The sequence below is a fragment of the Streptomyces sp. S.PB5 genome (assembly GCF_030403745.1).
In the GTDB taxonomy this organism is placed as follows: domain Bacteria; phylum Actinomycetota; class Actinomycetes; order Streptomycetales; family Streptomycetaceae; genus Streptomyces.
Genome location: NZ_JAQMWP010000005.1, coordinates 39,383 through 59,669, shown reverse-complemented (window position 1 = coordinate 59,669; position 20,287 = coordinate 39,383). Strand labels below are relative to the sequence as shown.

Genomic DNA, 20,287 nt, shown 5'->3' with positions numbered 1-20,287 from the left:
CCCGTAGAAGGCGGTGGCAGGATGCGGATCGGTGAACTCGCCCGGCGCACCGGCGTCAGCGAGCGCTCGCTGCGCTACTACGAGGCCCAGGGCCTGCTCGCCGCCGAGCGCACCCCCGGCGGCCACCGGGACTACGCCGACGCGGCCGTGGACCGGGTCATCCGGATCCAGGAGCTGTACGCGGCCGGGCTGCACAGCGAGAAGATCGGGCAGTTGCTGCCCTGCATGCGGGACCAGGACGGCGGCCCCTCCGCCGTCGCCACCCCACGCCTCGTCGCCGACCTCACCGCCGAACGCGACCGCATCGACCGCATGATCGCCAACCTGGCCCGCTCCCGGGACACGCTGGACGAGGTGATCCAGGCCGCCGAGGCCGGCTAGTACGCCGAACGCCCCACCCACCAGGAAGCCCTCCGCACCCCGTGCGACGGTGGCCGTACTGCTGATCATGTCGCCGACCACGACGTACGGAGCCCGCCATGGCAGATCTCCAGGACGAACTGCACACCGCCGGCGAGGTCGGGGAGCTCGACCACCTGTCCGACCCGTTCGCGGACACGGAAGCGGGACCGGGCACAGGACCGGGCACAGGACCGGGGACGGGGCCGGAGCCCTACACCCCCGTCTCCGACCCGGACACCGGGCCCCTGGAGCGGGCGCACGCCATCCTCGCCGCGCACCCGGTCGCCGACGGCTACAGCGGACTGCCCTGGGCCCTGCGGCACCTGTCCTGGTTCGACCTGGAACTCGGCGAGAGCTCCGTCGACACGGACGTGCCCCGGCTGCGCGAGGGCCATGTGGGCGCCCTGTTCTGGTCGCTGCACCTGCCCGAGAGCATCGGCGGCGACCGTGCTGTGGGCGCCACCCTCGAACAGCTCGACCTCGTGAGGACGGTCGTCGGCGCCCACCCCGAGGGTCTGCGCCTCGCCCACACCGCCGGCGAGACCGCCGACGTACGGCACTGCGGCCGGGTCGCCGTCCTGCTCGGCCCCGCCGGCGCCGCCGCCCTCGGCGACTCCCTCGGCATCCTGCGCTCGCTGCACGCCCTCGGTCTGCGCGCCCTCACCCTGTCCGGCGCCTCCTGGGCGAGCGAGGCGGGCCTGACCCGGTTCGGCGAGGAGGTGCTGCGCGAGATGAACCGGCTCGGCGTCCTCGCCGACCTCTCCGGCGCCTCCGCCGACACCGTCCGCCGCGCGATCGCCGTTTCCAAGGCACCGGTCGTGTGCACCCGCTCCGCGGCCCGCGCCCTGCGCCCCCACCCGGCCAACCTCCCCGACGACCTGCTCGTCGAGCTGGGGGCCGCCAAGGGCCTGTGCATGGTGCCGCTCACCGCCGAGCAGACCGGCCCGAGCGTGCGGGACGTCGCCGACCACCTCGACCACGTCCGCGCGGTCGCCGGTCCGCAGTGCGTCGGCCTGTCCGGCACCTACGACGCCGGCACCGCCCACCCACAGGACCTCGCCGACGCCTCCTGCTACCCACATCTCGTCGTCGAACTCCTCCGCCGCGACTGGTCCGAGTCCGACATCGCCCTCCTCACCTGGGGCAACGTCCAACGCGTCCTCCGCGGCGCCGACTTCACGGCCCGCGCGGCCCGCGAACGCCGGGAGCCGTCGACGGCGAAGATCTCGGACCTGGACGGGTGAGGGTGGGGGTGAGCGGCTGAAGGGTCGAGGTCCTGAAGGGGCGACGTCCTGAAGCGCTGAGGGTCTGCGGGGCTTCGGCTGCCCGGGCCTACGGGGTCTGCAGGGTTCCAGGGGAGCCGGTAGCCGGTGCGGGGCTTAGGGATCCCGTGGGGGTTGCGAGGGTCCGCGGGGTCGCTGTGGTCTACGGGACCGCGGATCCACAGGGTTTATGGGTTCGCGAGGCGTGCCGGTGGGGCTGCGAGGACAGGGGGCCACGCCACGGGCGCGCGGGTCACCTCGGCGATGTGAGCCCCGGGCTGTGGGCCGCGGGTTGGCGGGCCCACAGGTCTGCGTGACCACGCCTCGCCGGTCTCGCCGGTCTCTCCGGTCAGCGAGGCGCCGGTTCTCACGGCCCCTGCGGCCCCCGCCTCCCACGGCTCCGTCCGCCCCTACCCACCCTCGATCCGGCACAGGCAGAACGGATGCCCCGCCGGGTCGGCGTACGCGCGGAAGTCCTCCGCGTCCGCCACGAGGAGGGGGCGCGCCCCCAGCTCCAGGACTGTCTTCTCCGCCGCGTCGACCTCCTCCCAGGTGGACCCCGCGTTCAGGTCCAGGTGGAACTGCTGGGCGTTGGTGCCCTCGCGCGGCCAGGCCGGGGGCTGGAAGTCCGGCTCCAGGTTGAAGGCGAGGCGGGGCACGCCGGGGGCCTCCAGGACCACCCAGTCGGCGTCCTCCACGCGGGGCGTGCCGCCCAGGATCGCCGCGTAGAACTGGGCGAGCCCGAGCGGGTCGGGGCAGTCGATCACGACGGAACGGAAGCGGGCCACGGTCACGGCGGATCCTCCTCGTTCGGCGGGCGCGCGGTTCAGCAGGCGCAGAGGCAGAACGGGTGCCCCGCCGGGTCCGCGTACACACGCCAGCCGCGCGAACGGTCCTCGGCGTCCAGCGGGCGCGCACCGAGCGCCAGCACCTCCTTCTCGGCCGCGTCCATGTCCTCGACGGTCAGGTCCAGATGGAACTGCTGCGAGTTCCGCTCCGCACGCGGCCACTCCGGCGCCACGAACCCGGGTGCCGACTGGAACGCCAGCGACTGACCGCCGGGCACCTTCACGTCCACCCAGTCGTCGTCACCCTCCACGGTGCCGCCCAGCACCTCGGCGTAGAACCCGGCCAGCGCACGCGGGTCCGGACAGTCCAGGACGACCACGCCCAGCTTGGCGAGAGCCATGACTTCCTCCAGGGACTCGAAACTGCGGTTACCCATAGAAGTGGGTAACCGGTAACGGTTACTGCATGCTCCCCCATTGGCGGTAACGTCGCAAGCATGAATGAGAGATCGGCCGCACCGGGGGGCCTGGCTCTGATCGAGTCCCTGGTCAACACCCTCGACATCGAGTCGGGCGCCGACGCGCTCGACACGGCCGACGGCCGCGCCCGCTTCGGGCTCACGGACGGCGCCGACGACGTCGTACGCGCCCGTGAACTGCGTGAATCACTGCGCGCGGCACTTCTCGCGCACGCCGGTCACCCGCCGCACCGCGAGGTGACCCCGCTCGGCGAACTGCTGTCGGCGGCCCCTCTGGTCGTGACCGTCGACGCGGCCGACGGAACGGCCGCCCTCGTCCCCGCCGACGCGCACCCTCTGCACTCCCGGGTCGCCACTGCCGTGGCCGAAGCGCTCGTCGCGGGGACCTGGCTGCGGCTGAAGGCCTGCCAGGCCGCCGACTGCCACTGGGCGTACTACGACCGCAGTCCGGCGGGGCGGGGCCGCTGGTGCTCGATGCAGGTCTGCGGGGCGCGCGCGAAGATGCGGCGCTACCGGGCGAGGTAGCGCCGCACAACGCGTCTTCAGCCCTCGGCTCTCAGTCCTCGGTGCTCAATCCCCCCGTTCTCAGTCCTCCCCGCGCGCCGTCGCGGCCCGCGAGCCCACCAGGAGCAGGCACAGCACGGCCACTCCCGAGACGACCCCGGTCAGCAGGAGCAGTGGCTGCAACGGGCGTGCCGCGGCCGCGGGTTCGGTCTGCGGGGCGGCGGCCGCCACGGAGGTGGAGGGGCTCGGGGAGGGGGCGGCCTGCACCGCGGACGAAGTCGGTTTCGACGGGGTCGCGGAGGACGTGGCCCCGCGTGCGGTCCGCGTCGCCGGAGCCGTGCGGGTCGGCGTCGGCACGGCCCCGTGCGAGGTTCCGGCCTCGTGGTGAGAGGTGGGTGTGGGGGTCGGGGTCGGTTTGGGCAGCACCGTGATCCGGGCCGTCATGTCCGGGTGCACCGTGCAGTAGTAGGCGTACGAGCCGGCCGCGGTGAAGGTGTAGGTCCAGCTCTGCCCCTTGCTCAGCATGGGGGAGTGGATCGCGACCGGGCCCGACGTGGTCTTCACGTCGTGCGGTGCGGTGTCCCCGTTGGCCCAGGTCACGGAGTCGCCCACCCGTACGGTCAGCGAGGCGGGCGCGAAGGCGTACCCCTGCATCGCCACCCGGTACGAGGCGGCCGCGGCCTGTCCCGGTGCGAGGAGCAGGAGCGCGAGGAGGGCGAGTGCGGCGAGTACGGGGAATACGGCACCGAGGGCCGTTCGCCGGGCCGCGATCACCCGAGCTCCCCGGCCGGCGTGAACTCCGGCGTGAACTCCGCCGCGATCAGCAGCCGCACCCGCGTGGCCGGCCGGCGCCACGGCAGCCGGAACCCGGTGGCCCGGCGCAGCAGCCGGTACGACATCCGGGCCGTGCCCACGACGAGGAGCAGGTCGTCGGTGCGCTCGACGACGCGCAGCCGCAGCAGCACCGGGAAGGCGACACCGCGCAGTTCGAGGTCGCCGCTGCCCTGGAGGTGCCGTCCGCCGTCGAGCGGCTCGACGTGGGTGGCGGTGACGACGGCGGGCGGTTCGGACAGTTCGAAGCGGAAGGCGGGCCGGGCGCCCAGGGGTGTGTCCGGAGTCGTGTCCAGGCCCTCGTCCACGCCGTCGTCCGGCACGGTGAGCGACGCGGCGGTGAGGTCGAGGCGGCGGCGATACGTGGGCAACGGCCCGTACCGTGCGGCGAGTTCGACGAGCGAGCGGCCGGGTGCGACGGCGTACCGCCCGGGCCGGGGAAGGTGCCGCTGCTCGGGCGGCAGCGTGACGGTTCTCATCCGGGGGCTCCTTGAAAGCGGTTCCCGTGGGGTGGTGAAGATGTGGAGAATGGGGCGGGCGCCGGTCCGGCCGACTGAGCCTCGGCCGGACCGGCGTTCGTCCCCGGGTGTCAGCAGCTGCCGGTGACGAAGCTCTCGGTGGGGGCGAGCAGATGCTCCGCCCAGACCGTGTGCATCTTCACGTAGCTGTCGAGGTTCAGCAGATCGCTGACCTGCTGCCCGAGGGACTCCTCCAGGTGCGCGCCGTTGATGTGGGCGAGCAGCACGCTGAGCGTGTCGTCGGCGACCGCTCCGCCGCCCGAGGCGACCGGCGCCAGGATGCTCTCGATCCACACCGTGTGCGTCTTGATGTAGGTGTCGAGCGCGAGCGCGTCCTGCACCTGCTGCCCCGGAGAACGTTCCAGGTGGGCCGCGTTGAGGTGCTGGAGGATCGGCAGCAGTACGTCCTGGACGCTGGCGCACTGCTCGTCGCCACCGTCACCGGAGCCACCGTCACCGGAGCCACCGTCACCGGAGCCACCGTCACCGGAACCCCCGGTCGGAGCGGCGGTCGGCGTCGCGGTGGGAGCGGTCGTGGGTGTGCTCGTCGGCGTGCCCGTGGGTGTGGCGGTAGGTGTCGCCGTCGGCGCGGGAGTCGTACCGCCACCGTCGGACGGCTCGACGACCTTCACCGACGCCACCATGTCCGGGTGCACGGCGCAGTAGTACTCGTACGTCCCCGCGGCGGTGAAGGTGTACGACCACGAGTCGCCCTGGTCCAGCGTGCCCGAGTCGAACTTCTTCGGGCCCTTGGTCGTGGTGACCGTGTGCGGAACGCTGTCGTGGTTCGTCCACCGGACCGTCTGGCCGACCTCGACGACGAGCTGCTTCCCGTCCCCGAACTTGTTGTTCATGATGTCGACCTGGTGGTCCGGCGCGGCGGCCGCGGCCTGCGGTGACTCGGCGGCAGCGGCCACGGGCGCCTGAGCCGCGCCCGCAGCGGTGTCCGAGGCGGCGGACGACGTGCCACTGCCCGCGGACGCCTGCAGCAGCCCCAGACTGAGCACGGCGGCCAGCGCCGCGCCGAGTCCCGCGACGAGCAGGGCCCGGTTCCCGGCGGGCGGCCTGGGCCGCCGTACGCCGTCTTCCTTGGTGCGTGTCACTGCAACTCCTTGTGCTTGTAGGGGAGTTGATCACGGTGAAGTCAACGGCCGGGGTTGGCCGTGACCAGCAGACTCGTCACGGCGAGCACGACGAGGACCAGCCCCGTCTCCGCCGCGACCGAGTAACCGAAGGGCCGCACGGTGGCGGCGTCGCCGCGCAGCAGCACGGCGAGATCGAGACGGGTGCGCACCCACCGCCGGCTGCTCCACGCGAACAGCAGCACGGCCCCGAGCACAGCCGTCTTGACCAGCAGCAGACGCCCGTACGAGGTGTGCAGCAGAGCGTCGTACGACCCGACGACCTGCCACGCCAGCACGAGCCCCGCGCCCACGATCGCGCTGACGGACACGGCCGCCAGCCGGGAGTACCCGGGCACCACCTCCGCCAGTTCACCCGCCCGCCGTCGCGGCAGCACGGCCAGCGTGAGCATGGCGAGCCCGCCGGTCCACAGGGCCGCGCCGAGGAGATGGAACAGATCGGCGAGGGCGGCCCAAGTGGGCTCACTGCCCTCGGAGTTGTGGCCGTTCAGGCCGGTCGCCCGCAGCAGCCCGAGCGACACCGCGAGGGCTCCGACCCGCCAGCCCGGCGAGCGGGACGTCCGCGCCCCACCCTGCAGCAGCGCACCCAGCACCACCGCCGCCAGCACCCACAGCAGCCCCCGAGCGGCGAGCGCGACGCCGGGCTCGGTGGTCAGGACATCCGCGTACGACGACGGCCGCAACGCGTCCCGCAGGCCGCCGAAGGAGACGTACGCGCCCTGCAATCCGATGCTCGCGACCGTCGACAGCACACCGCACACCCACGCCAGCGCGAGCAGCGTCCGCGCCCGCGGCACCCCCGCACCGCGCGGCCACAGCAGCGCGACGAAGGCGAGCCCGCCGACGAACAGGGCCAGCGACAGATACCCGGCCCACCGGGCGGCGACGAGGCCCTTGCGCACCGAGGGGGACAGTGCGGGCGCGGCCTCCTCGCCGCGGTCCGGGGTGACCGGCGCCAGGACCGCGAAGGCGATCCGGCCGGAGGAGGCGTGCCCGTCCTCCTCGTCGACGACGGACCAGGTGACGGCGGTCTCGCCGGTTCCCCCGGTTCCCCCGGTCCCGGTACGGGGGAGTGCCACCCGCACACCGTCCTCGCCGAGGCGGGACACCGGGAGCCGGTCACCGTCCGTCGTCACGACGCGTACGTCGTCCAGGGCGACCGGTTCGTCGAAGACGAGGGTCAACTGCGCGGGGGCGCGCTTCAGTTCGGCGCCGTCGGCGGGGGTGGAGCGGACCAGGTCGGTGTGGGCGGAGGCGGGGGTGGCGGACAGGAAGGGGGTCAGGAGGGGGACGAGGAGGAGAAGGAGGACGGCAGCGCGGCGGACGGTCATGGCGTCGCCTCCGGCAGCGGGGACGCGCTGATGCCGAGCAGGCCGGGGACGGAGACGGGGGCGAGGCCGACGCAGGGGGAGGGGGAGGGTGAAGACGAGGGCGATGGGGTCGCGGTGGGGGTGGCGAGGAGTCCCGTCAGAGTGCCGGTGATCCCGGTCAGCAGGGGCTGTACGAGCCGCACCTCGCCGTCCTCACAGGCGCCGTCAGTGCCGCCGGGCGGCTCCGTCGTCTCCGAGCCGGACGGAGAAGGGGTGGGCGTGGGCGAGTCGCCCGGGGAGCCGCCGTGGCCGGTGTGCCCCTCGCTCCCGTCACCGTGTCCGGCGTGCGCACCGGAGCCGCCGATGCCCCCGATCCCCCCGACGCCACCGGCCCCGCCGTACACCGGCAACTCCCCGTTCCCCACCGGGGGTTGGCCCACGGGGTCCTGTGGTGAGGGGGCGGCTGGGCTCGGCGGTGCCGTGGTGGCGGGCGGTGAGGTGGGTGGCGCGGCGGCCGCGCCGGGGCCTGAGGGGGAAGGGGCTCCGATGCCGGACGCGTAGCCGAGCACGATCACCACCGCGCCGACGAGCGCGCCCGCGACCACCTCGTCGCGATGATCACCCGGCCAAGCCGCCCTGCGGAACAAGGGCATGGGTCACTCCTGACATGGTCCGGTCAAGCCGAACGGAGAGTGCTGCGAATGCGCACCAGTGGAGTGGAGGGGGGATTCCGCTTGACTACGCGCCCGTTAACCGGTTGTTGCCTGGCTCTCTTCAGGAGGTGCCTGCGCTGTGAGAACGGGCTAGACCGACGTTATTCCGCGCAATGCGATCGTGAAGAATTCCGGGTGCCTTTTTGATGGTTCCCTGAATACTGGCATATGCCGTTGCGAAGAGCTTGGAGTCCGACTGGAGCCCGCCCCTGAAGGCCTCGGGCATCGCAGGAGACCACGTCGAAAATTCTTTGCGAGGTCCTCGCTTTGCTTCAGGGAAGGACGCGCGTAGACATTCCGCGTCCCTCCCCGGATTTCCCCTGGCAGGGGACGCTCAGGCCTTCGGTCGCCCCATAGCCCGGAACTGCCACCCCGCCTTGCGCCACACCTCGGGGTCCAGCGCATTGCGCCCGTCGAGAATCAGCCGCGTCGCCGCCACCTCGCCCAGCGCCGCCGGGTCCAGCTCCCGGAACTCCCGCCACTCCGTGAGATGCAGTACGACATCGGCGCCCCGGACCGCCGCCACGGCGGAGTCGGCGTAGCCGAGGGTCGGGAAGACCTGGCGGGCGTTGGTCATGCCCTTCGGGTCGTAGACCGTCACCTGGCCGCCCTGGAGATGGATCTGTCCGGCGACGTTCAGCGCGGGGGAGTCCCGTACGTCGTCCGAGTCGGGCTTGAAGGTGGCGCCGAGCACCGCGACCCGCTTGCCGAGGAACGAACCGCCGCCCAGCGCCTGCCGCGCCAGCTCCACCATCTGCCCGCGCTGGCGCATGTTGATCGAGTCGATCTCCCGCAGGAACGACAGCGCCTGGTCGGCGCCCAGCTCACCGGCGCGCGCCAGGAACGCCCGGATGTCCTTGGGCAGACAGCCGCCGCCGAAGCCGATGCCGGCCCGCAGGAACTTCTTCCCGATCCGGTCGTCGTACCCGATCGCCTCGGCCAGCTTGGCGACATCGCCGCCCGCGGCCTCGCACACCTCCGCCATCGCGTTGATGAACGAGATCTTGGTGGCGAGGAAGGAGTTCGCGGACGTCTTCACCAGCTCCGCGGTCGGGAAGTCGGTGACCACGAACGGCGTCCCCTCGCCGACCGGCGTCGCGTACACCTCGCGCAGCAGCTTCTCCGCCCGCTCGCTGCGCACCCCGACCACGATCCGGTCGGGGTGCAGGGTGTCGTCCACGGCGAAGCCCTCGCGCAGGAACTCCGGGTTCCAGGCCAGCTCGGCGTCCGCACCGGCGGGCGCGTGCTCGGCGAGATAGGTCGCCAGGCGGTCCGCGGAGCCGACGGGCACGGTGGACTTGCCGACGACGAGGGCCGGACCGGTGAGGTGCGGCGCGAGCGCGGCGATCGCGGAGTCGACGTAGGACATGTCGGCGGCGAACTCGCCGTGCCGCTGCGGAGTGTTCACACAGACGAAGTGGACGTCGCCGAACGCACCGACCTCGGCGAAGTCCATGGTGAAGCGCAGCCGCCCGGTCGAGCCCTCGATCCCGGCGACATGCCCCCGCAGCAGGTCCTCCAGGCCGGGCTCGTACATCGGGACCTCGCCGCGCTGCAGCATGGCGATCTTCTCGGGGACGACGTCCAGCCCGAGCACCTCGAAACCGAGCTCGGCCATGGCCGCGGCGTGGGTGGCGCCGAGGTAGCCGGTGCCGATCACGGTGATCTTGAGGCTCATGGGTGCTCCAGAGGGGGACGTTCGTTCGGTGCGCGGACCGATCCTAGTCGGGGCGTGGCGGAGCCCTTCGGTGGGCACTTTTCCCTCTGTCGCCAAGCTCACGTATCACTCCCGTGGGCGGGCCCCTAAAATTTGAGTTACTTAACGGTAATTAGCGTCGGCAACGCAGCGCATTTGGAGCGTGAGACACCTTGGCCGGATCGGCTGACTTCGACCTGTACCGCCCGTCCGAGGAGCACGACATGCTCCGCGACGCCATCCGCTCGCTGGCCGAGGCGAAGATCGCGCCGTACGCCGCCGCGGTGGACGAGGAGGCCCGCTTCCCGCGCGAGGCCCTCGAGGCACTGGTCGCGAACGACCTGCACGCCGTGCACGTACCCGAGGAGTACGGCGGCGCGGGCGCGGACGCGCTCGCCACGGTGATCGTGATCGAGGAGGTCGCGCGCGTCTGCGTGAGCTCTTCCCTCATCCCCGCGGTGAACAAGCTGGGCTCGCTCCCGGTGATCCTCTCCGGCTCCGAGGAGCTGAAGAAGAAGTACATGACCCCGCTCGCCAAGGGTGAGGGCATGTTCTCCTACTGCCTCTCCGAGCCCGACGCGGGCTCCGACGCGGCCGGCATGAAGACCAAGGCGGTCCGCGACGGCGACCACTGGATCCTCAACGGCGTGAAGCGCTGGATCACCAACGCGGGCGAGTCCGAGTACTACACGGTGATGGCCGTGACGGACCCGACGAAGCGCTCGAAGGGCATCTCGGCCTTCGTCGTCGAGAAGTCCGACGAGGGCGTCTCCTTCGGCGCCCCCGAGAAGAAGCTCGGCATCAAGGGCTCCCCGACCCGCGAGGTCTACCTCGACAACGTCCGCATCCTCGCCGACCGCATGATCGGCGAGGAGGGCACCGGCTTCGCCACGGCGATGAAGACCCTGGACCACACCCGCATCACGATCGCCGCACAGGCGCTGGGCGTGGCGCAGGGCGCCTTCGACTACGCCAAGGGGTACGTCCAGGAGCGCAAGCAGTTCGGCAAGGCCATCGCCGACTTCCAGGGCATCCAGTTCATGCTCGCGGACATGTCCATGAAGATCTCGGCGGCCCGTGCCCTGACGTACCAGGCCGCGGCGGCCTCGGAGCGCGGCGACTCCGACCTGACCTACCTGGGCGCGGCGGCGAAGTGCTTCGCCTCCGACACGGCGATGGAGGTCACCACGGACGCGGTCCAGCTGCTCGGCGGCTACGGCTACACCCGTGACTATCCGGTGGAGCGGATGATGCGGGACGCCAAGATCACTCAGGTGTACGAGGGGACCAACCAGATCCAGCGGATCGTGATGGCCCGCAACCTGCCGTAACTGCTGGTCGGCTTACGGCTGAGGGGCGCCCGCGGTGTGGGCGTCCCTCACCTTTTCAGGCGAATGGAGGCATGAGACATGGTTATATCCATGTCCCATGTCTCATGTCTTGGCGTTCCTTGTGTGACCGGGGACTTCCCGGCACGCGGCGGCCGTCGTACACCGCGCAGGACCAGCTCATCCATGAGGCCGAGTTGCACGGCTGGAGGCTGATCGTCGTCAGCCTGCTCGATGCGCCGTGGGACGGACCGACGAGCCTCCGTATCGAGCCGCCCGATGACCCGGCAGTCGTGGTCGGGACGGACGGCATCACGGCGGAACTCATGCGGTCGATCTCCCTGGCGGAGATCCGCAGGACGGCGAAGGAGCTGAGAGTGCGCCTGGGCAGGTCGGCCGACGAGGCGGCCACCTCGGCGGTGCTTCATCGGGTCGAGACGGAGCGGGAGTACGCCTTGATGGCCCGTGAGTACGTGCGTTTGGTGCAGCAGGGATACCGGAGTCCCGTCACGCGACTGGCGTCAGCGTGGGGGCTCAGCCGGAACACCATCAGCGGCCGCATCCGACGCGCACGTGCCATGGGGTTCCTCGACGGGCCGCCGGGCAGACCTGCGGATCGCCTGACCGAGAAGGCCAGGCGGCACCTGGAGGGGGAAGAACGTGACGTGGAGCGTACCGCACGATCCTGAACACAGCTGTGGAGCCGTACTTCGGGGCTGACGGCATCAGGGGCGTCACCCCCGAACGGATCGAGAAGTGGGTGGAGTGGCTGACCCATGTGCGCGGTTACAAGCCCTCCACGGTCCGATTTCGCTTCAACATCCTTCTCTCCCCGTGAGCGCCGCCCGGACCTACCGGGACCAGCGTGCCGAAGTCCACGTCCCCGGTACGGATACGGTGCTGGCTGTTGTCGCGGCCGCCCCCGAGCGCTACCGCGGAATGCTCTGGCTGATGGCCGGATGCGGGCTGCGCCTCGGTGAGGCCATGGGGCTCGGCCGCGACCGCATCTGCTTCGGCCGTTCCGCTCCCCGACGTGGTGGCACTGGCCCTGCGCCGTCATCTCAGGGACCACCCCACTTGGGGCGAGGCGGAACTGCTGTTCAGCAATGCCACAGGCACCGGGTTGCTGTATCCGTACTACTGGTACGGCCTGATCTGGCGCCCGGCTCTCACTGCGGCCGGTGTCGAATACTTCAAGTCGCACAGCCTCCGGCACTTCTACGCGGGTTCTCTGCTGCGGCAGGGCGTTCCGGTCTCGGAGGTCTCAGCCTGGTTGGGGCACACCTCGGTGAGCTTCACCGAGAGGTACTGCTCAGACCTGATGCCCGACGCTCCCGACCGCGCACGCCTCGCGATCGACGGTGCCCTGGGATCCCTCGGACCGAAGCCGCTCGCCGCTGACCCGCCCGACTTGTTCGGAGTGGCGTAGGCCCGGTTCTCCGAGGAGGCTGAATCACCGAGGGCGCGTACTTCGGAGGCAGGGCAGGGAAGCCGTAACTCCGATGGCCCTCCCGGGAGAAATGACCGGGACCGCGCGATTACTTCGCATACGTTGCGGATTATTACCGTCCGCCCGATGGCGCCCGGCGCCCGGCGGGCGTAGGACGGAAGGGCACGGGGCCCGTCCCTGGGCTCCTGCACCCCCCAGGAGGAGCCATGACCCAGCCCGGAACGACCGCGATGAGCAAGGCGATGCAGGACTGCGTCGAGGCGTGCATGTCCTGCCACAGCGTGTGCGAGGAGACCATGAGCTCTTGCATGCAGATGGGCGGCCAGGCCCAGATGCAGATCATGCGCGCCCTCATGGACTGCAGCGAGATGACCCGGATGTGCGCGGACATGATGATGCGTCGCTCGCCGATGTCGGCCGAGATGTGCGCGATGTGCGCCAAGGCCTGTGAGATGTGCGCCGAGGCGTGTATGGCCATGCCGGACGACGAACAGATGATGCGCTGTGCCGAGGCGTGTCGTCGCTGCGCGGAGATGTGTCGCTCGATGGCGGGCGCCACGATGTGAGGCCGGTCTGAGGCCGGTCCGACGCGTTTCAGGGGCACCCCGCGGGGTGCCCCTGTTCCTTGGTGCGGCAGGCTGCCCCGCATGACCACGCTGCCTTCGTTCCGGTACCACCCCGACCCCGTCGCCACCGGCTCGGTGGTCCCCTCGGACGCGCCCTGCGACTGCTGCGGGCGGTCCCGCGGATTCGCGTACGACGGCCCGGTGTTCGGCGTCGACGACCCCGCCGGGGCGCTGTGCCCCTGGTGCCTCGCCGACGGCAGCGCGGCCGCGCGGTACGAGGCGCAGTTCACGGAGGCCGAGGGGCGGATCCCCCTGGAGGTCCGGGTCGAGGTCGAGCGGCGCACCCCGGGGTTCCGCGGCCGGCAGCAGGAGCAGTGGCTGACGCACTGCGGGGACGCGGCGGCGTTCCTGGGGCGCGCGGGAGCGGCCGGGGTGAAGGAGTACCCGGAGGCCCTCGGAGATCTGCTGGCCGACCACGGCGAGGACTTCTGCGCCGCCCTGGACGCCGACGGGCAGCCCACCGCGTATCTCTTCCGCTGCCTGCACTGCGACCGGCACCTCGCCTACGCGGACTGCACATGAGCGGCGTGACAGAGGCCTTCGACGCCGCCGAGCGCGCCATGTGGGCGGGGCGCGCGGAGGCGTACGCGGCGAGCTTCGGGCGGCTGTGCGCGGGGCCGGTGGGGGCGTTGCTGGACGCGGCGGGGGTGCCGGACGGGGGCTCGGAGGGCCCGGCGGGGGACTCCGCGGAGAGTTCCGCGCGGCCGTACGTCCTCGATGTCGGGACCGGGACGGGTACGGCGGCCCTGGCGGCGCTGGAGCGCGGTGCCCGGGTGTGTGCGGTGGACGCGGACGCGGGGATGGTGGCGGCTGCGCGGGCACGGGGCGTCGCGGCGGAGGTGGCCGTGCTGCCGGAACTCCCCTGTCCCGACGGCGAGTTCGACGTGGTCCTCGGAAACTTCACCCTCAACCACGTCGGTCGTCCGCGTGCCGCGTTGGCGGAACTGCGACGGGTGCTGCGGCCCGGCGGGCGGATCGCGCTGACGCTGTGGGGTGCGCGGCGCGGGGCCGGGCAGGGGCTGCTGGGGCGGGCCTGCGGGGCGGGGGGTGCGGTGCGTCCGAGGGACCTGCCGCGAATGGACCCGGCCGAGGACTTCGTGCGCACACCGGAAGGGGTCGCGGGACTGCTCCACGAGGCCGGCTTCAAGAGCGCCGAGTGCACCGAGCTGGCCTGGGACCACCGGACCACGGTCGAGGAGTGGTGGGGCGGCGTCGCGGCGGGGCTCACCACGGTGGGGCTGGTGATGGCGGCGCAGGACGCGCGGACCGTCGTACGGATCAGGAGGGAGTACGAGCGGCTGAGCGCGCGATTCGCGGTGGGGGGCGGGGAGTTGGCGCTGCCGCACTGTGCGCTGCTCGCGCACGGGGTTGCCTAGCGCACGGGGTCGCCTAGGCCGGGCCGGGCTTCGCACCGCTCTCGCCGGCGGCGGTCCGGGCCGGCCCGAACAGCGGCTCCAACGCCCGCTCCAGATCGGCCGGTTCACGGAAGTGCACCGGCCGCATGCCCAGCGCGGCGGCGGCCGCCACGTTCTCCTCGCTGTCGTCGACGAACAGGCACCGGTCGGGGCGGGCCCCCACCAGGGAGGCCGCCAGCCGGTAGATGCGCGGGTCGGGCTTGGCGAGGCCGACCCGGGCGCTGTTGACGACGTGGTCCGCGAGGTCGGACAGGCCCATCGCGTCGAGGTCGTCCTCCAGTTGCAGCGTCGCGTTGCTGACGAGCGCCAGGGGCACCCGGGTCCGGGCCCGCCGCAGCAGTGACACCACCGCCTCGTCGGCGGCGAACGGCGACTCCAGCAGGGCCGTGCCCAGCTCCCACGCGGTCGCCTCGGGCACCAGCCCGGCCAGGCCCGCCGCGATCGCCCGCACCCACTCCTGCAGATCGATCCGGCCCAGCAGCACCGGCAGATCGACCTCCGGCGCGAAGGCGACCTTCATGGTGGTGCCCTCGGCCAGGCCCGCGGCACGTTCCAGGGCGTGCAGCCCGGACGGGTCGAAGCGGCGCAGGACGTTGTCGACATCGCAGAGCACCGCGTCGAACGGTGCCCCGCTCACCGCGTCAGCCACCCGAGACGGTCACCTTCTCGTCGTTCTTCAGCTCTTCCACCAGCTTCTTCACCTTCGCCTTGTCCCAGACGAGGTTGCCGCCCGCAGAGCCGGAGATCGGCATGTTCATCGACTTGCCGTCGCCGCCGTTGACGCTCTTCATGGCCCAGAACATGTCGGCGAGGTCGAACAGGCCCATGTCCTTGTCGACGATCAGGGAGTCGAGTCCCGCGCCCATGGTCGGGTAGAGCTTGAAGGGGTTGAGGACCGTGCCCGGTGTGGCGACCTGGTTGGCCAGGGCGGCGAGGAACTTCTGCTGGTTCTTCGTCCGGTCGAGGTCGGAGCGCTTGAGGGCGTAGCGGGTACGGACGAAGGCCAGGGCCTGCTCGCCGTTCAGGGTCTGCTTGCCCGCCTCGAAGTCGGCGCCGGACTTCTTGTCCTTCATGCCGCCCTCGGGGATGGTGATCTCCACGCCGCCCACCGCGTCCACGATGTTGGCGAAGCCCGCGAAGCCGATCTCGACGTAGTGGTCGATGTGCAGACCGGTGTTGAACTCGACGGTGCGGACGAGGAGTTCGGGGCCGTCCTCGGCGTACGCCGCGTTCAGCTTCACGTGCCGGCCGGTGCCCTGGTACGTCTTGCCGGACTCGGAGCCCTTGAACGTGGGGATCTCCACGTCGGAGTCACGGGGCAGGGAGATCAGCGTGTCGCCGTTGCTGCCGGTGTGCAGGATCATCATCGAGTCCGTGCGCTTGCCCTCGGCGGACCCGGTGTGCAGCTTCTTCTTCTCCTCGTCGGACATCCCGGCGCGGCTGTCGGAGCCGACGATCAGGTAGTTCGTGCCCTCGCCCGCCTCGGGGCGGTCGATGACCTTGGAGAGGTCGACCTCGCGGTTGAGCTTGGAGTCGGCCCAGAAGTACGTACCGACGCTCGTCACCACGAGGAGGGTGACCACCGTGATCGCCGTCCACTTGATGCGGCGGCGCCAGTTCGGCGCGGGGCGGGGTTCGTGCGTACGGCCGGGGCCGCCGCCGTTCCCACCGCCGCCCGGGGCGCCGTAGACCTGGCCGGTGTTGTAGCCGCTGTCGTAGCCGTCGACGGAGGTGTCGTCGCCGTAGCCGCCGCCGTACGCCGGCTGCTGCGGGACCCCGCCGTAGGGCGGCGCGGACTGTCCGGGGCCACCTCCGTACGCGCCCGAGGCGGGCCGGCGGACCTGCCGCATGGAGCGCGCGCCCTCAGGCTGTGCGCTCGCGCTGCCGCGTCCGTACCGGTTGCCGCGGTTGTCGTCGGACCATCCCTCGGGCCAATCGTTCATGGGGCCAAGTGTGCAGGGATCGACTGTGCCCTTTACAAGGGTCGTAGGAAAATCAGGGCACTGCTGTTGCGAACCCAACACAAAGTCCGCGATCCCGGCGGCCGCATAAGGTGGAGGCCATGACAGACCAGGCCCCCGCAGTGGAGTCCGACATCCCGGGCAAACCCACCTCAGCCTCCCGGACCACCCTCAGCCACATCATGACCCACAACGACACCAACCTTCTGGGGACGGTGCACGGTGGTGTGATCATGAAACTGGTCGACGACGCGGCGGGCGCGGTGGCGGGACGGCACTCCGGCGGCCCCGCAGTCACCGCCTCCATGGACGAGATGGCCTTCCTGGAACCGGTCCGCGTCGGCGACCTGGTCCATGTGAAGGCCCAGGTCAACTGGACCGGGCGGACCTCGATGGAGGTCGGGGTACGGGTGCTGGCCGAGCGCTGGAACGAGTCCAACCCGGCCACGCAGGTCGGTTCCGCGTATCTCGTCTTCGCCGCCGTCGACGCCGACGGCAAGCCCCGTCGGGTCCCGCCCGTCCTCCCGGAGAGCGAACGCGACGAGCGCCGCTACCAGGAGGCCCAGATCCGCCGCACCCACCGCCTGGCCCGGCGCCGCGCGATCATGGAACTGCGGGAGAAGCGGGCGGCGGAGGGGTTCGAGGACTGAGGACCACTCTCGAGGACTGAGGACCAAGGAACGCCCCCGCGGAGGCACGGGTCACACGCACCCCACCTCGTCCCCCGTCACCACCCCGAACTCCCCCTGATACGGATCCTCGGCCCGTACCTTCCGCACCTGCTCGAAGTCCGCCCCGGCGATCACCTTCAGCACCGCCCCCTGCCCCTTCACGGCCCGCAGTTCGCTGCCCGGGAGAGCAGCCGCGAGGGACTTCGCGGAGCGGTCCCAGCGGGGGTCGTAGGCGACGATCGTGCGCTTCACCGTGCGGTTCGCGGAGGTCACCGGCTGGCGGGTGGTGCGGAAGCCGGTGGCGGCGAGCTGGCTGTCGACGCGCTTGCCGAGGCCGGAGACGGCGGTGCCGTTCTCGACCTGGACGCGGATCTGCTGCGGGGCGACGGCGACGCGTACGGCCTTGCTCCGCGGCTTGTGCGCGGCGAGCGGCTTGTCGTCGCGGAGGGCCTGGAAGAGGCGGTCGGCCTTTGCGGAGTCCCATTTCAGGGTGGAGCCGACGCCCTTCACGGCGTATCCCATCTGGCCGATCGGGACCGTCGTGAACTCCGACGACGAAGGCGAGAAGTTGCGCATCGCCCTTCCCAGGTCCAGCAGCTCGTCGGTGCCGAAGCCCTTGTCCGCGCGGACCGAGCCGAGCACGGCCCGGGTGATGTCCCGGAACTTCATCGGGTTCAGCAGGATCCCGGAGGACGTGGCCCGGTCGATGAGCGCCGCCATGAACCGCTGCTGGCGCTTCATCCGGCCGAGGTCGGCGGCGCCGTCGATGTGCCGGGAGCGGACGTACTGCAGGGCCTCGCCGCCCCTCAACGTATGTGTTCCGGCGGGGAGGTCCAGGCCGGTGTAGGAGTCCTTGAGCGGGTCGACCGTGCAGATCTTGACGCCGCCGACCACGTCGACCGTCTTCATGAAGCTGGTGAAGTCGACCTCCAGGTAGTGGTCGATCTTCACATGGGTCATGTTCTCGACCGTCCGCACGGTGAGGTTCGGGCCGCCCTCCGCGTACGCCGCGTTGAGCTTGACGGGGTGGCCGTGGTGCTTCTCGCCGGAGGTCTGGTCGGTGTGCGGGGGCGTCATGGCGTACGAGTCGCGCGGCAGGCTCACCACGCTGGCCCGCTCCCGGTCCTCCGAGATGTGCACGATCATGATCGTGTCCGTGCAGTGGCAGGGCGCGCCGCCGAGCCGGTACTTCTGCCGCTCGGCCTCGGTGATCTTGTCGCGCCCGTCGGTGCCGACGAGGAGGACGTTCATGCCGTGACCGGCTCTCGGGCGGTTCTTCATGTCCTTGAAGGGGTCCACGCGCGCGATGTCCGCGTCGAGGCTGGAGATCACCCCGTGCCCGATGCCGGCCGAGGCGAGGATCACCACGGAGAGCGTCGTCACCGCCCGTGCGGCCCAGCGCGGTTTCCTGCGCCGTACGGGTGGCCGGGGGCGGGGCCGGGCGGCGGGGGAGCGGTGGGGCGGCGTGGGCATGGGGGACACCTCCGCGAGGGCCGTACATGGGATCATCAGCACCGTAGGCCGATACGATCTGCGGCCACCGCCGCCGACCCGGGCGGGGCGCGTCGGTGTCCCCCATTCGCGGTAACGTGAGCCCCCTATGAACGCCAAGCCCGACGTGCAGCTCCCCGCCGTGTCTGTGATCATGCCCGTCCTCAACGAGGAGCGGCATCTGCGCGGAGCCGTCCAAGCGATCCTCGCGCAGGAGTACGCCGGCGAGATGGAGGTCGTGATCGCCCTCGGTCCGTCCCAGGACCGCACGGACGAGATCGCCGCCGAGCTCGTACGCGAAGACCCCCGCGTCCACACCGTCCCGAACCCGACCGGCCGTACGCCCGCCGCCCTCAACGCCGCGATCAAGGCCTCGCGCCATCCGATCGTCGTCCGCGTCGACGGGCACGGCATGCTCTCGCCGAACTACATCACCACCGCCGTACGGCTCCTTGAGGAGACCGGCGCGCAGAACGTCGGCGGCATCATGCACGCCGAGGGCGAGAACGACTGGGAGCGTGCGGTCGCCGCCGCGATGACCTCGAAGATCGGGGTCGGCAACGCCGCCTTCCACACCGGCGGCGAGGCACAGCCCGCCGAGACCGTCTACCTCGGGGTCTTCCGGCGCGCGGCCCTGGAGCAACAGGGCGGCTACAACGAGGAGTTCATCCGCGCCCAGGACTGGGAGCTGAACTTCCGGATCAGGGAGGCCGGCGGGCTGATCTGGTTCTCACCGGAGCTGAAGGTGTCGTACCGTCCGCGGCCGAGCGTGAAGGCGCTGGCCAAGCAGTACAAGGACTACGGCCGCTGGCGGCACGTGGTGGCCCGCTATCACTCCGGGTCCATCAACCTGCGCTACCTCGCGCCCCCGACGGCGGTCGTCGCCATCGCCGCGGGCCTGGTGGTGGGCGCGGCGGTGACCCCGCTCGGCTTCGTGATCCCGGGCGGCTATCTCGCGGCGATCGTCCTCGGCTCGCTTCCGGCGGGCAGGGGGCTGCCGTGGAAGGCGCGCCTCCAGATCCCCCTCGCGCTGGCCACCATGCACATGTGCTGGGGCTTCGGCTTCCTGACCAGCCCGAAGTCGCTGGCGAAGAAGGTCATCGCGTCGCGCCGGCCGGCGGTGCTGACGGAGGCGTAGCGGCCCTGGACGGACTGAAGGCCCCTTCCCGGACAACGGGGAAGGGGCCTTCGGCATGGCCCTTCGTCATGGGCCGTCGGCCGGTGGGGCTCAGCCGCAGTGCACGCCGTAGTCGATGCGCGTGTAGTTGGAGGCCGCGCGGCCGCCCCAGTCGATGCACTTGCCCGCGGCGGAGACGTAGAGCGGGCCCGCGTAGTACTTGAAGGTGCCGGAGTCCTCCTCGACGCCGGCCTTCCACACGGTGTCGGTGCGGTGCAGCCGCAGGTTGGCGCCCAGGACCATGGGCGTCCCCTGCGTGTCGCTGACCGTGACGACGCAGTTCTTGCCGGAGGAGCCGCTGTAGGTGAGGAAGGCGGTGCCGTCGCCGACGTCCATCGTGTCGATGACGCTGTAGCCGGAGCCGCAGGTACCGGTGTAGGTGGCCGCCGAGGCGGTGCCGGTGGCGGCGATCGTTCCGGCGGCGGTGAGGCCGATGACGGCCGCGACCGTGCCAAGCCGCTTGGTGTGGAGCATGTTTGAGTCTCTGTCAGTTCCGTGTGGATATGGATCTGATCATTCCATG

At 71.3% G+C, this 20,287-nt stretch carries 24 protein-coding genes; 12 read left to right on the top strand and 12 right to left on the bottom strand.

Annotation, left to right across the window (positions count from 1 at the left end; genetic code table 11):
- Window positions 1-21: 21 nt before the first annotated feature.
- The gene (locus PH203_RS14210) at window positions 22-381 is read left to right on the top strand and encodes a MerR family transcriptional regulator (protein WP_289920287.1); all 360 of its coding nucleotides are present in this window, start codon (window positions 22-24) and stop codon (window positions 379-381) included.
- A gap of 98 nt (window positions 382-479) precedes the next feature.
- Window positions 480-1,646, top strand: a complete 1,167-nt coding sequence (locus PH203_RS14205; protein WP_289920286.1) for a dipeptidase — start codon at window positions 480-482, stop codon at window positions 1,644-1,646.
- Between the two features lie 428 nt (window positions 1,647-2,074).
- Here PH203_RS14205 and PH203_RS14200 read toward each other — a convergent pair whose 3' ends face one another.
- Window positions 2,075-2,458, bottom strand: coding sequence for a VOC family protein (locus PH203_RS14200; protein WP_289920285.1), 384 nt, complete (start codon window positions 2,456-2,458; stop codon window positions 2,075-2,077).
- A gap of 32 nt (window positions 2,459-2,490) precedes the next feature.
- Complete coding sequence (locus tag PH203_RS14195) at window positions 2,491-2,853, bottom strand: VOC family protein (protein ID WP_289920284.1); 363 nt, start codon at window positions 2,851-2,853, stop codon at window positions 2,491-2,493.
- A 96-nt stretch (window positions 2,854-2,949) separates the two neighbouring features.
- Here PH203_RS14195 and PH203_RS14190 point away from each other — a divergent pair, with 96 nt between their 5' ends.
- Window positions 2,950-3,456 carry a CGNR zinc finger domain-containing protein gene (locus PH203_RS14190; RefSeq protein WP_289920283.1) on the top strand — a complete coding sequence of 169 codons (507 nt, stop codon included), beginning with the start codon at window positions 2,950-2,952 and terminating at the stop codon, window positions 3,454-3,456.
- 60 nt (window positions 3,457-3,516) lie between these two features.
- On the opposite strand, the gene PH203_RS14185 is transcribed toward PH203_RS14190, so the two are convergent.
- From PH203_RS14185 to PH203_RS14160, 6 genes are all read right to left on the bottom strand, one after another.
- Window positions 3,517-4,209, bottom strand: a complete 693-nt coding sequence (locus PH203_RS14185) for a plastocyanin/azurin family copper-binding protein (protein ID WP_289920282.1) — start codon at window positions 4,207-4,209, stop codon at window positions 3,517-3,519.
- Window positions 4,206-4,745, bottom strand: coding sequence for a hypothetical protein (locus PH203_RS14180; RefSeq protein ID WP_289920281.1), 540 nt, complete (start codon window positions 4,743-4,745; stop codon window positions 4,206-4,208). Before PH203_RS14180 ends, PH203_RS14185 begins: the two co-directional genes overlap by 4 nt.
- A 110-nt stretch (window positions 4,746-4,855) precedes the next feature.
- Window positions 4,856-5,887 carry a cupredoxin family copper-binding protein gene (locus tag PH203_RS14175; RefSeq protein WP_289920280.1) on the bottom strand — a complete coding sequence of 344 codons (1,032 nt, stop codon included), beginning with the start codon at window positions 5,885-5,887 and terminating at the stop codon, window positions 4,856-4,858.
- 41 nt (window positions 5,888-5,928) lie between these two features.
- A complete protein-coding gene (locus tag PH203_RS14170) occupies window positions 5,929-7,257 on the bottom strand; it encodes a CopD family protein (RefSeq protein WP_289920279.1) in 1,329 nt (442 codons plus the stop codon).
- On the bottom strand, window positions 7,254-7,889 hold the full coding sequence (locus PH203_RS14165; RefSeq protein ID WP_289920278.1) for a hypothetical protein: 636 nt from the start codon (window positions 7,887-7,889) through the stop codon (window positions 7,254-7,256). The genes PH203_RS14170 and PH203_RS14165 overlap by 4 nt, the downstream gene beginning before the upstream one ends.
- Window positions 7,890-8,283: 394 nt before the next feature.
- On the bottom strand, window positions 8,284-9,627 hold the full coding sequence (locus tag PH203_RS14160; protein WP_289920277.1) for a UDP-glucose/GDP-mannose dehydrogenase family protein: 1,344 nt from the start codon (window positions 9,625-9,627) through the stop codon (window positions 8,284-8,286).
- 191 nt (window positions 9,628-9,818) lie between these two features.
- Here PH203_RS14160 and PH203_RS14155 point away from each other — a divergent pair, with 191 nt between their 5' ends.
- The 7 genes from PH203_RS14155 to PH203_RS14125 all read left to right on the top strand — a co-directional run bounded on the left by PH203_RS14155 (window position 9,819) and on the right by PH203_RS14125 (window position 14,425).
- Window positions 9,819-10,976, top strand: coding sequence for an acyl-CoA dehydrogenase family protein (locus PH203_RS14155; protein ID WP_289920276.1), 1,158 nt, complete (start codon window positions 9,819-9,821; stop codon window positions 10,974-10,976).
- Window positions 10,977-11,080: 104 nt separating this feature from the next.
- Window positions 11,081-11,662, top strand: a complete 582-nt coding sequence (locus PH203_RS14150; RefSeq protein ID WP_289920275.1) for a hypothetical protein — start codon at window positions 11,081-11,083, stop codon at window positions 11,660-11,662.
- Window positions 11,663-11,670: 8 nt separating this feature from the next.
- Entirely contained in the window at window positions 11,671-11,811 is a 141-nt protein-coding gene (locus tag PH203_RS14145; RefSeq protein WP_289920273.1) for a hypothetical protein, read from the top strand.
- Window positions 11,812-11,949: 138 nt separating this feature from the next.
- Complete coding sequence (locus PH203_RS14140; RefSeq protein WP_289920272.1) at window positions 11,950-12,402, top strand: tyrosine-type recombinase/integrase; 453 nt, start codon at window positions 11,950-11,952, stop codon at window positions 12,400-12,402.
- A gap of 227 nt (window positions 12,403-12,629) precedes the next feature.
- Window positions 12,630-12,989, top strand: a complete 360-nt coding sequence (locus PH203_RS14135) for a four-helix bundle copper-binding protein (protein WP_289920271.1) — start codon at window positions 12,630-12,632, stop codon at window positions 12,987-12,989.
- A gap of 81 nt (window positions 12,990-13,070) precedes the next feature.
- Complete coding sequence (locus PH203_RS14130) at window positions 13,071-13,571, top strand: CbrC family protein (protein ID WP_289920270.1); 501 nt, start codon at window positions 13,071-13,073, stop codon at window positions 13,569-13,571.
- On the top strand, window positions 13,568-14,425 hold the full coding sequence (locus PH203_RS14125) for a class I SAM-dependent methyltransferase (protein WP_289920269.1): 858 nt from the start codon (window positions 13,568-13,570) through the stop codon (window positions 14,423-14,425). The genes PH203_RS14130 and PH203_RS14125 overlap by 4 nt, the downstream gene beginning before the upstream one ends.
- A 13-nt stretch (window positions 14,426-14,438) precedes the next feature.
- On the opposite strand, the gene PH203_RS14120 is transcribed toward PH203_RS14125, so the two are convergent.
- On the bottom strand, window positions 14,439-15,113 hold the full coding sequence (locus tag PH203_RS14120) for an HAD-IA family hydrolase (RefSeq protein WP_289920268.1): 675 nt from the start codon (window positions 15,111-15,113) through the stop codon (window positions 14,439-14,441).
- Window positions 15,106-16,407, bottom strand: a complete 1,302-nt coding sequence (locus PH203_RS14115) for an LCP family protein (protein ID WP_289920267.1) — start codon at window positions 16,405-16,407, stop codon at window positions 15,106-15,108. The genes PH203_RS14120 and PH203_RS14115 overlap by 8 nt, the downstream gene beginning before the upstream one ends.
- Before the next feature lie 119 nt (window positions 16,408-16,526).
- On the opposite strand from PH203_RS14115, the gene PH203_RS14110 reads away from it, so the two are divergent.
- On the top strand, window positions 16,527-17,075 hold the full coding sequence (locus PH203_RS14110; RefSeq protein ID WP_289920266.1) for an acyl-CoA thioesterase: 549 nt from the start codon (window positions 16,527-16,529) through the stop codon (window positions 17,073-17,075).
- A 51-nt stretch (window positions 17,076-17,126) separates the two neighbouring features.
- Here PH203_RS14110 and PH203_RS14105 read toward each other — a convergent pair whose 3' ends face one another.
- On the bottom strand, window positions 17,127-18,569 hold the full coding sequence (locus PH203_RS14105) for an LCP family protein (RefSeq protein ID WP_289920265.1): 1,443 nt from the start codon (window positions 18,567-18,569) through the stop codon (window positions 17,127-17,129).
- 127 nt (window positions 18,570-18,696) lie between these two features.
- Here PH203_RS14105 and PH203_RS14100 point away from each other — a divergent pair, with 127 nt between their 5' ends.
- Complete coding sequence (locus PH203_RS14100) at window positions 18,697-19,725, top strand: glycosyltransferase family 2 protein (protein ID WP_289920264.1); 1,029 nt, start codon at window positions 18,697-18,699, stop codon at window positions 19,723-19,725.
- Between the two features lie 90 nt (window positions 19,726-19,815).
- Here the strand turns inward: PH203_RS14100 and PH203_RS14095 are convergent, their stop codons facing one another.
- Window positions 19,816-20,238 carry a spore-associated protein A gene (locus tag PH203_RS14095; RefSeq protein ID WP_289920263.1) on the bottom strand — a complete coding sequence of 141 codons (423 nt, stop codon included), beginning with the start codon at window positions 20,236-20,238 and terminating at the stop codon, window positions 19,816-19,818.
- Window positions 20,239-20,287 lie beyond the last annotated feature (49 nt).

What these genes read in the sequence shown, in the direction of transcription:
- PH203_RS14190 (WP_289920283.1), top strand. Translation starts at nt 2,950, where the DNA reads ATGAATGAGAGATCGGCCGCACCGGGGGGCCTGGCTCTGATCGAGTCC.
- PH203_RS14160 (WP_289920277.1), bottom strand. Translation starts at nt 9,627, where the DNA reads ATGAGCCTCAAGATCACCGTGATCGGCACCGGCTACCTCGGCGCCACC.
- PH203_RS14135 (WP_289920271.1), top strand. Translation starts at nt 12,630, where the DNA reads ATGACCCAGCCCGGAACGACCGCGATGAGCAAGGCGATGCAGGACTGC.
- PH203_RS14165 (WP_289920278.1), bottom strand. Translation starts at nt 7,889, where the DNA reads ATGCCCTTGTTCCGCAGGGCGGCTTGGCCGGGTGATCATCGCGACGAG.
- PH203_RS14115 (WP_289920267.1), bottom strand. Translation starts at nt 16,407, where the DNA reads ATGAACGATTGGCCCGAGGGATGGTCCGACGACAACCGCGGCAACCGG.
- PH203_RS14125 (WP_289920269.1), top strand. Translation starts at nt 13,568, where the DNA reads ATGAGCGGCGTGACAGAGGCCTTCGACGCCGCCGAGCGCGCCATGTGG.
- PH203_RS14180 (WP_289920281.1), bottom strand. Translation starts at nt 4,745, where the DNA reads ATGAGAACCGTCACGCTGCCGCCCGAGCAGCGGCACCTTCCCCGGCCC.
- PH203_RS14130 (WP_289920270.1), top strand. Translation starts at nt 13,071, where the DNA reads ATGACCACGCTGCCTTCGTTCCGGTACCACCCCGACCCCGTCGCCACC.
- PH203_RS14150 (WP_289920275.1), top strand. Translation starts at nt 11,081, where the DNA reads ATGTCTTGGCGTTCCTTGTGTGACCGGGGACTTCCCGGCACGCGGCGG.
- PH203_RS14100 (WP_289920264.1), top strand. Translation starts at nt 18,697, where the DNA reads ATGAACGCCAAGCCCGACGTGCAGCTCCCCGCCGTGTCTGTGATCATG.
- PH203_RS14095 (WP_289920263.1), bottom strand. Translation starts at nt 20,238, where the DNA reads ATGCTCCACACCAAGCGGCTTGGCACGGTCGCGGCCGTCATCGGCCTC.
- PH203_RS14170 (WP_289920279.1), bottom strand. Translation starts at nt 7,257, where the DNA reads ATGACCGTCCGCCGCGCTGCCGTCCTCCTTCTCCTCCTCGTCCCCCTC.
- PH203_RS14205 (WP_289920286.1), top strand. Translation starts at nt 480, where the DNA reads ATGGCAGATCTCCAGGACGAACTGCACACCGCCGGCGAGGTCGGGGAG.
- PH203_RS14210 (WP_289920287.1), top strand. Translation starts at nt 22, where the DNA reads ATGCGGATCGGTGAACTCGCCCGGCGCACCGGCGTCAGCGAGCGCTCG.
- PH203_RS14195 (WP_289920284.1), bottom strand. Translation starts at nt 2,853, where the DNA reads ATGGCTCTCGCCAAGCTGGGCGTGGTCGTCCTGGACTGTCCGGACCCG.
- PH203_RS14110 (WP_289920266.1), top strand. Translation starts at nt 16,527, where the DNA reads ATGACAGACCAGGCCCCCGCAGTGGAGTCCGACATCCCGGGCAAACCC.
- PH203_RS14105 (WP_289920265.1), bottom strand. Translation starts at nt 18,569, where the DNA reads ATGCCCACGCCGCCCCACCGCTCCCCCGCCGCCCGGCCCCGCCCCCGG.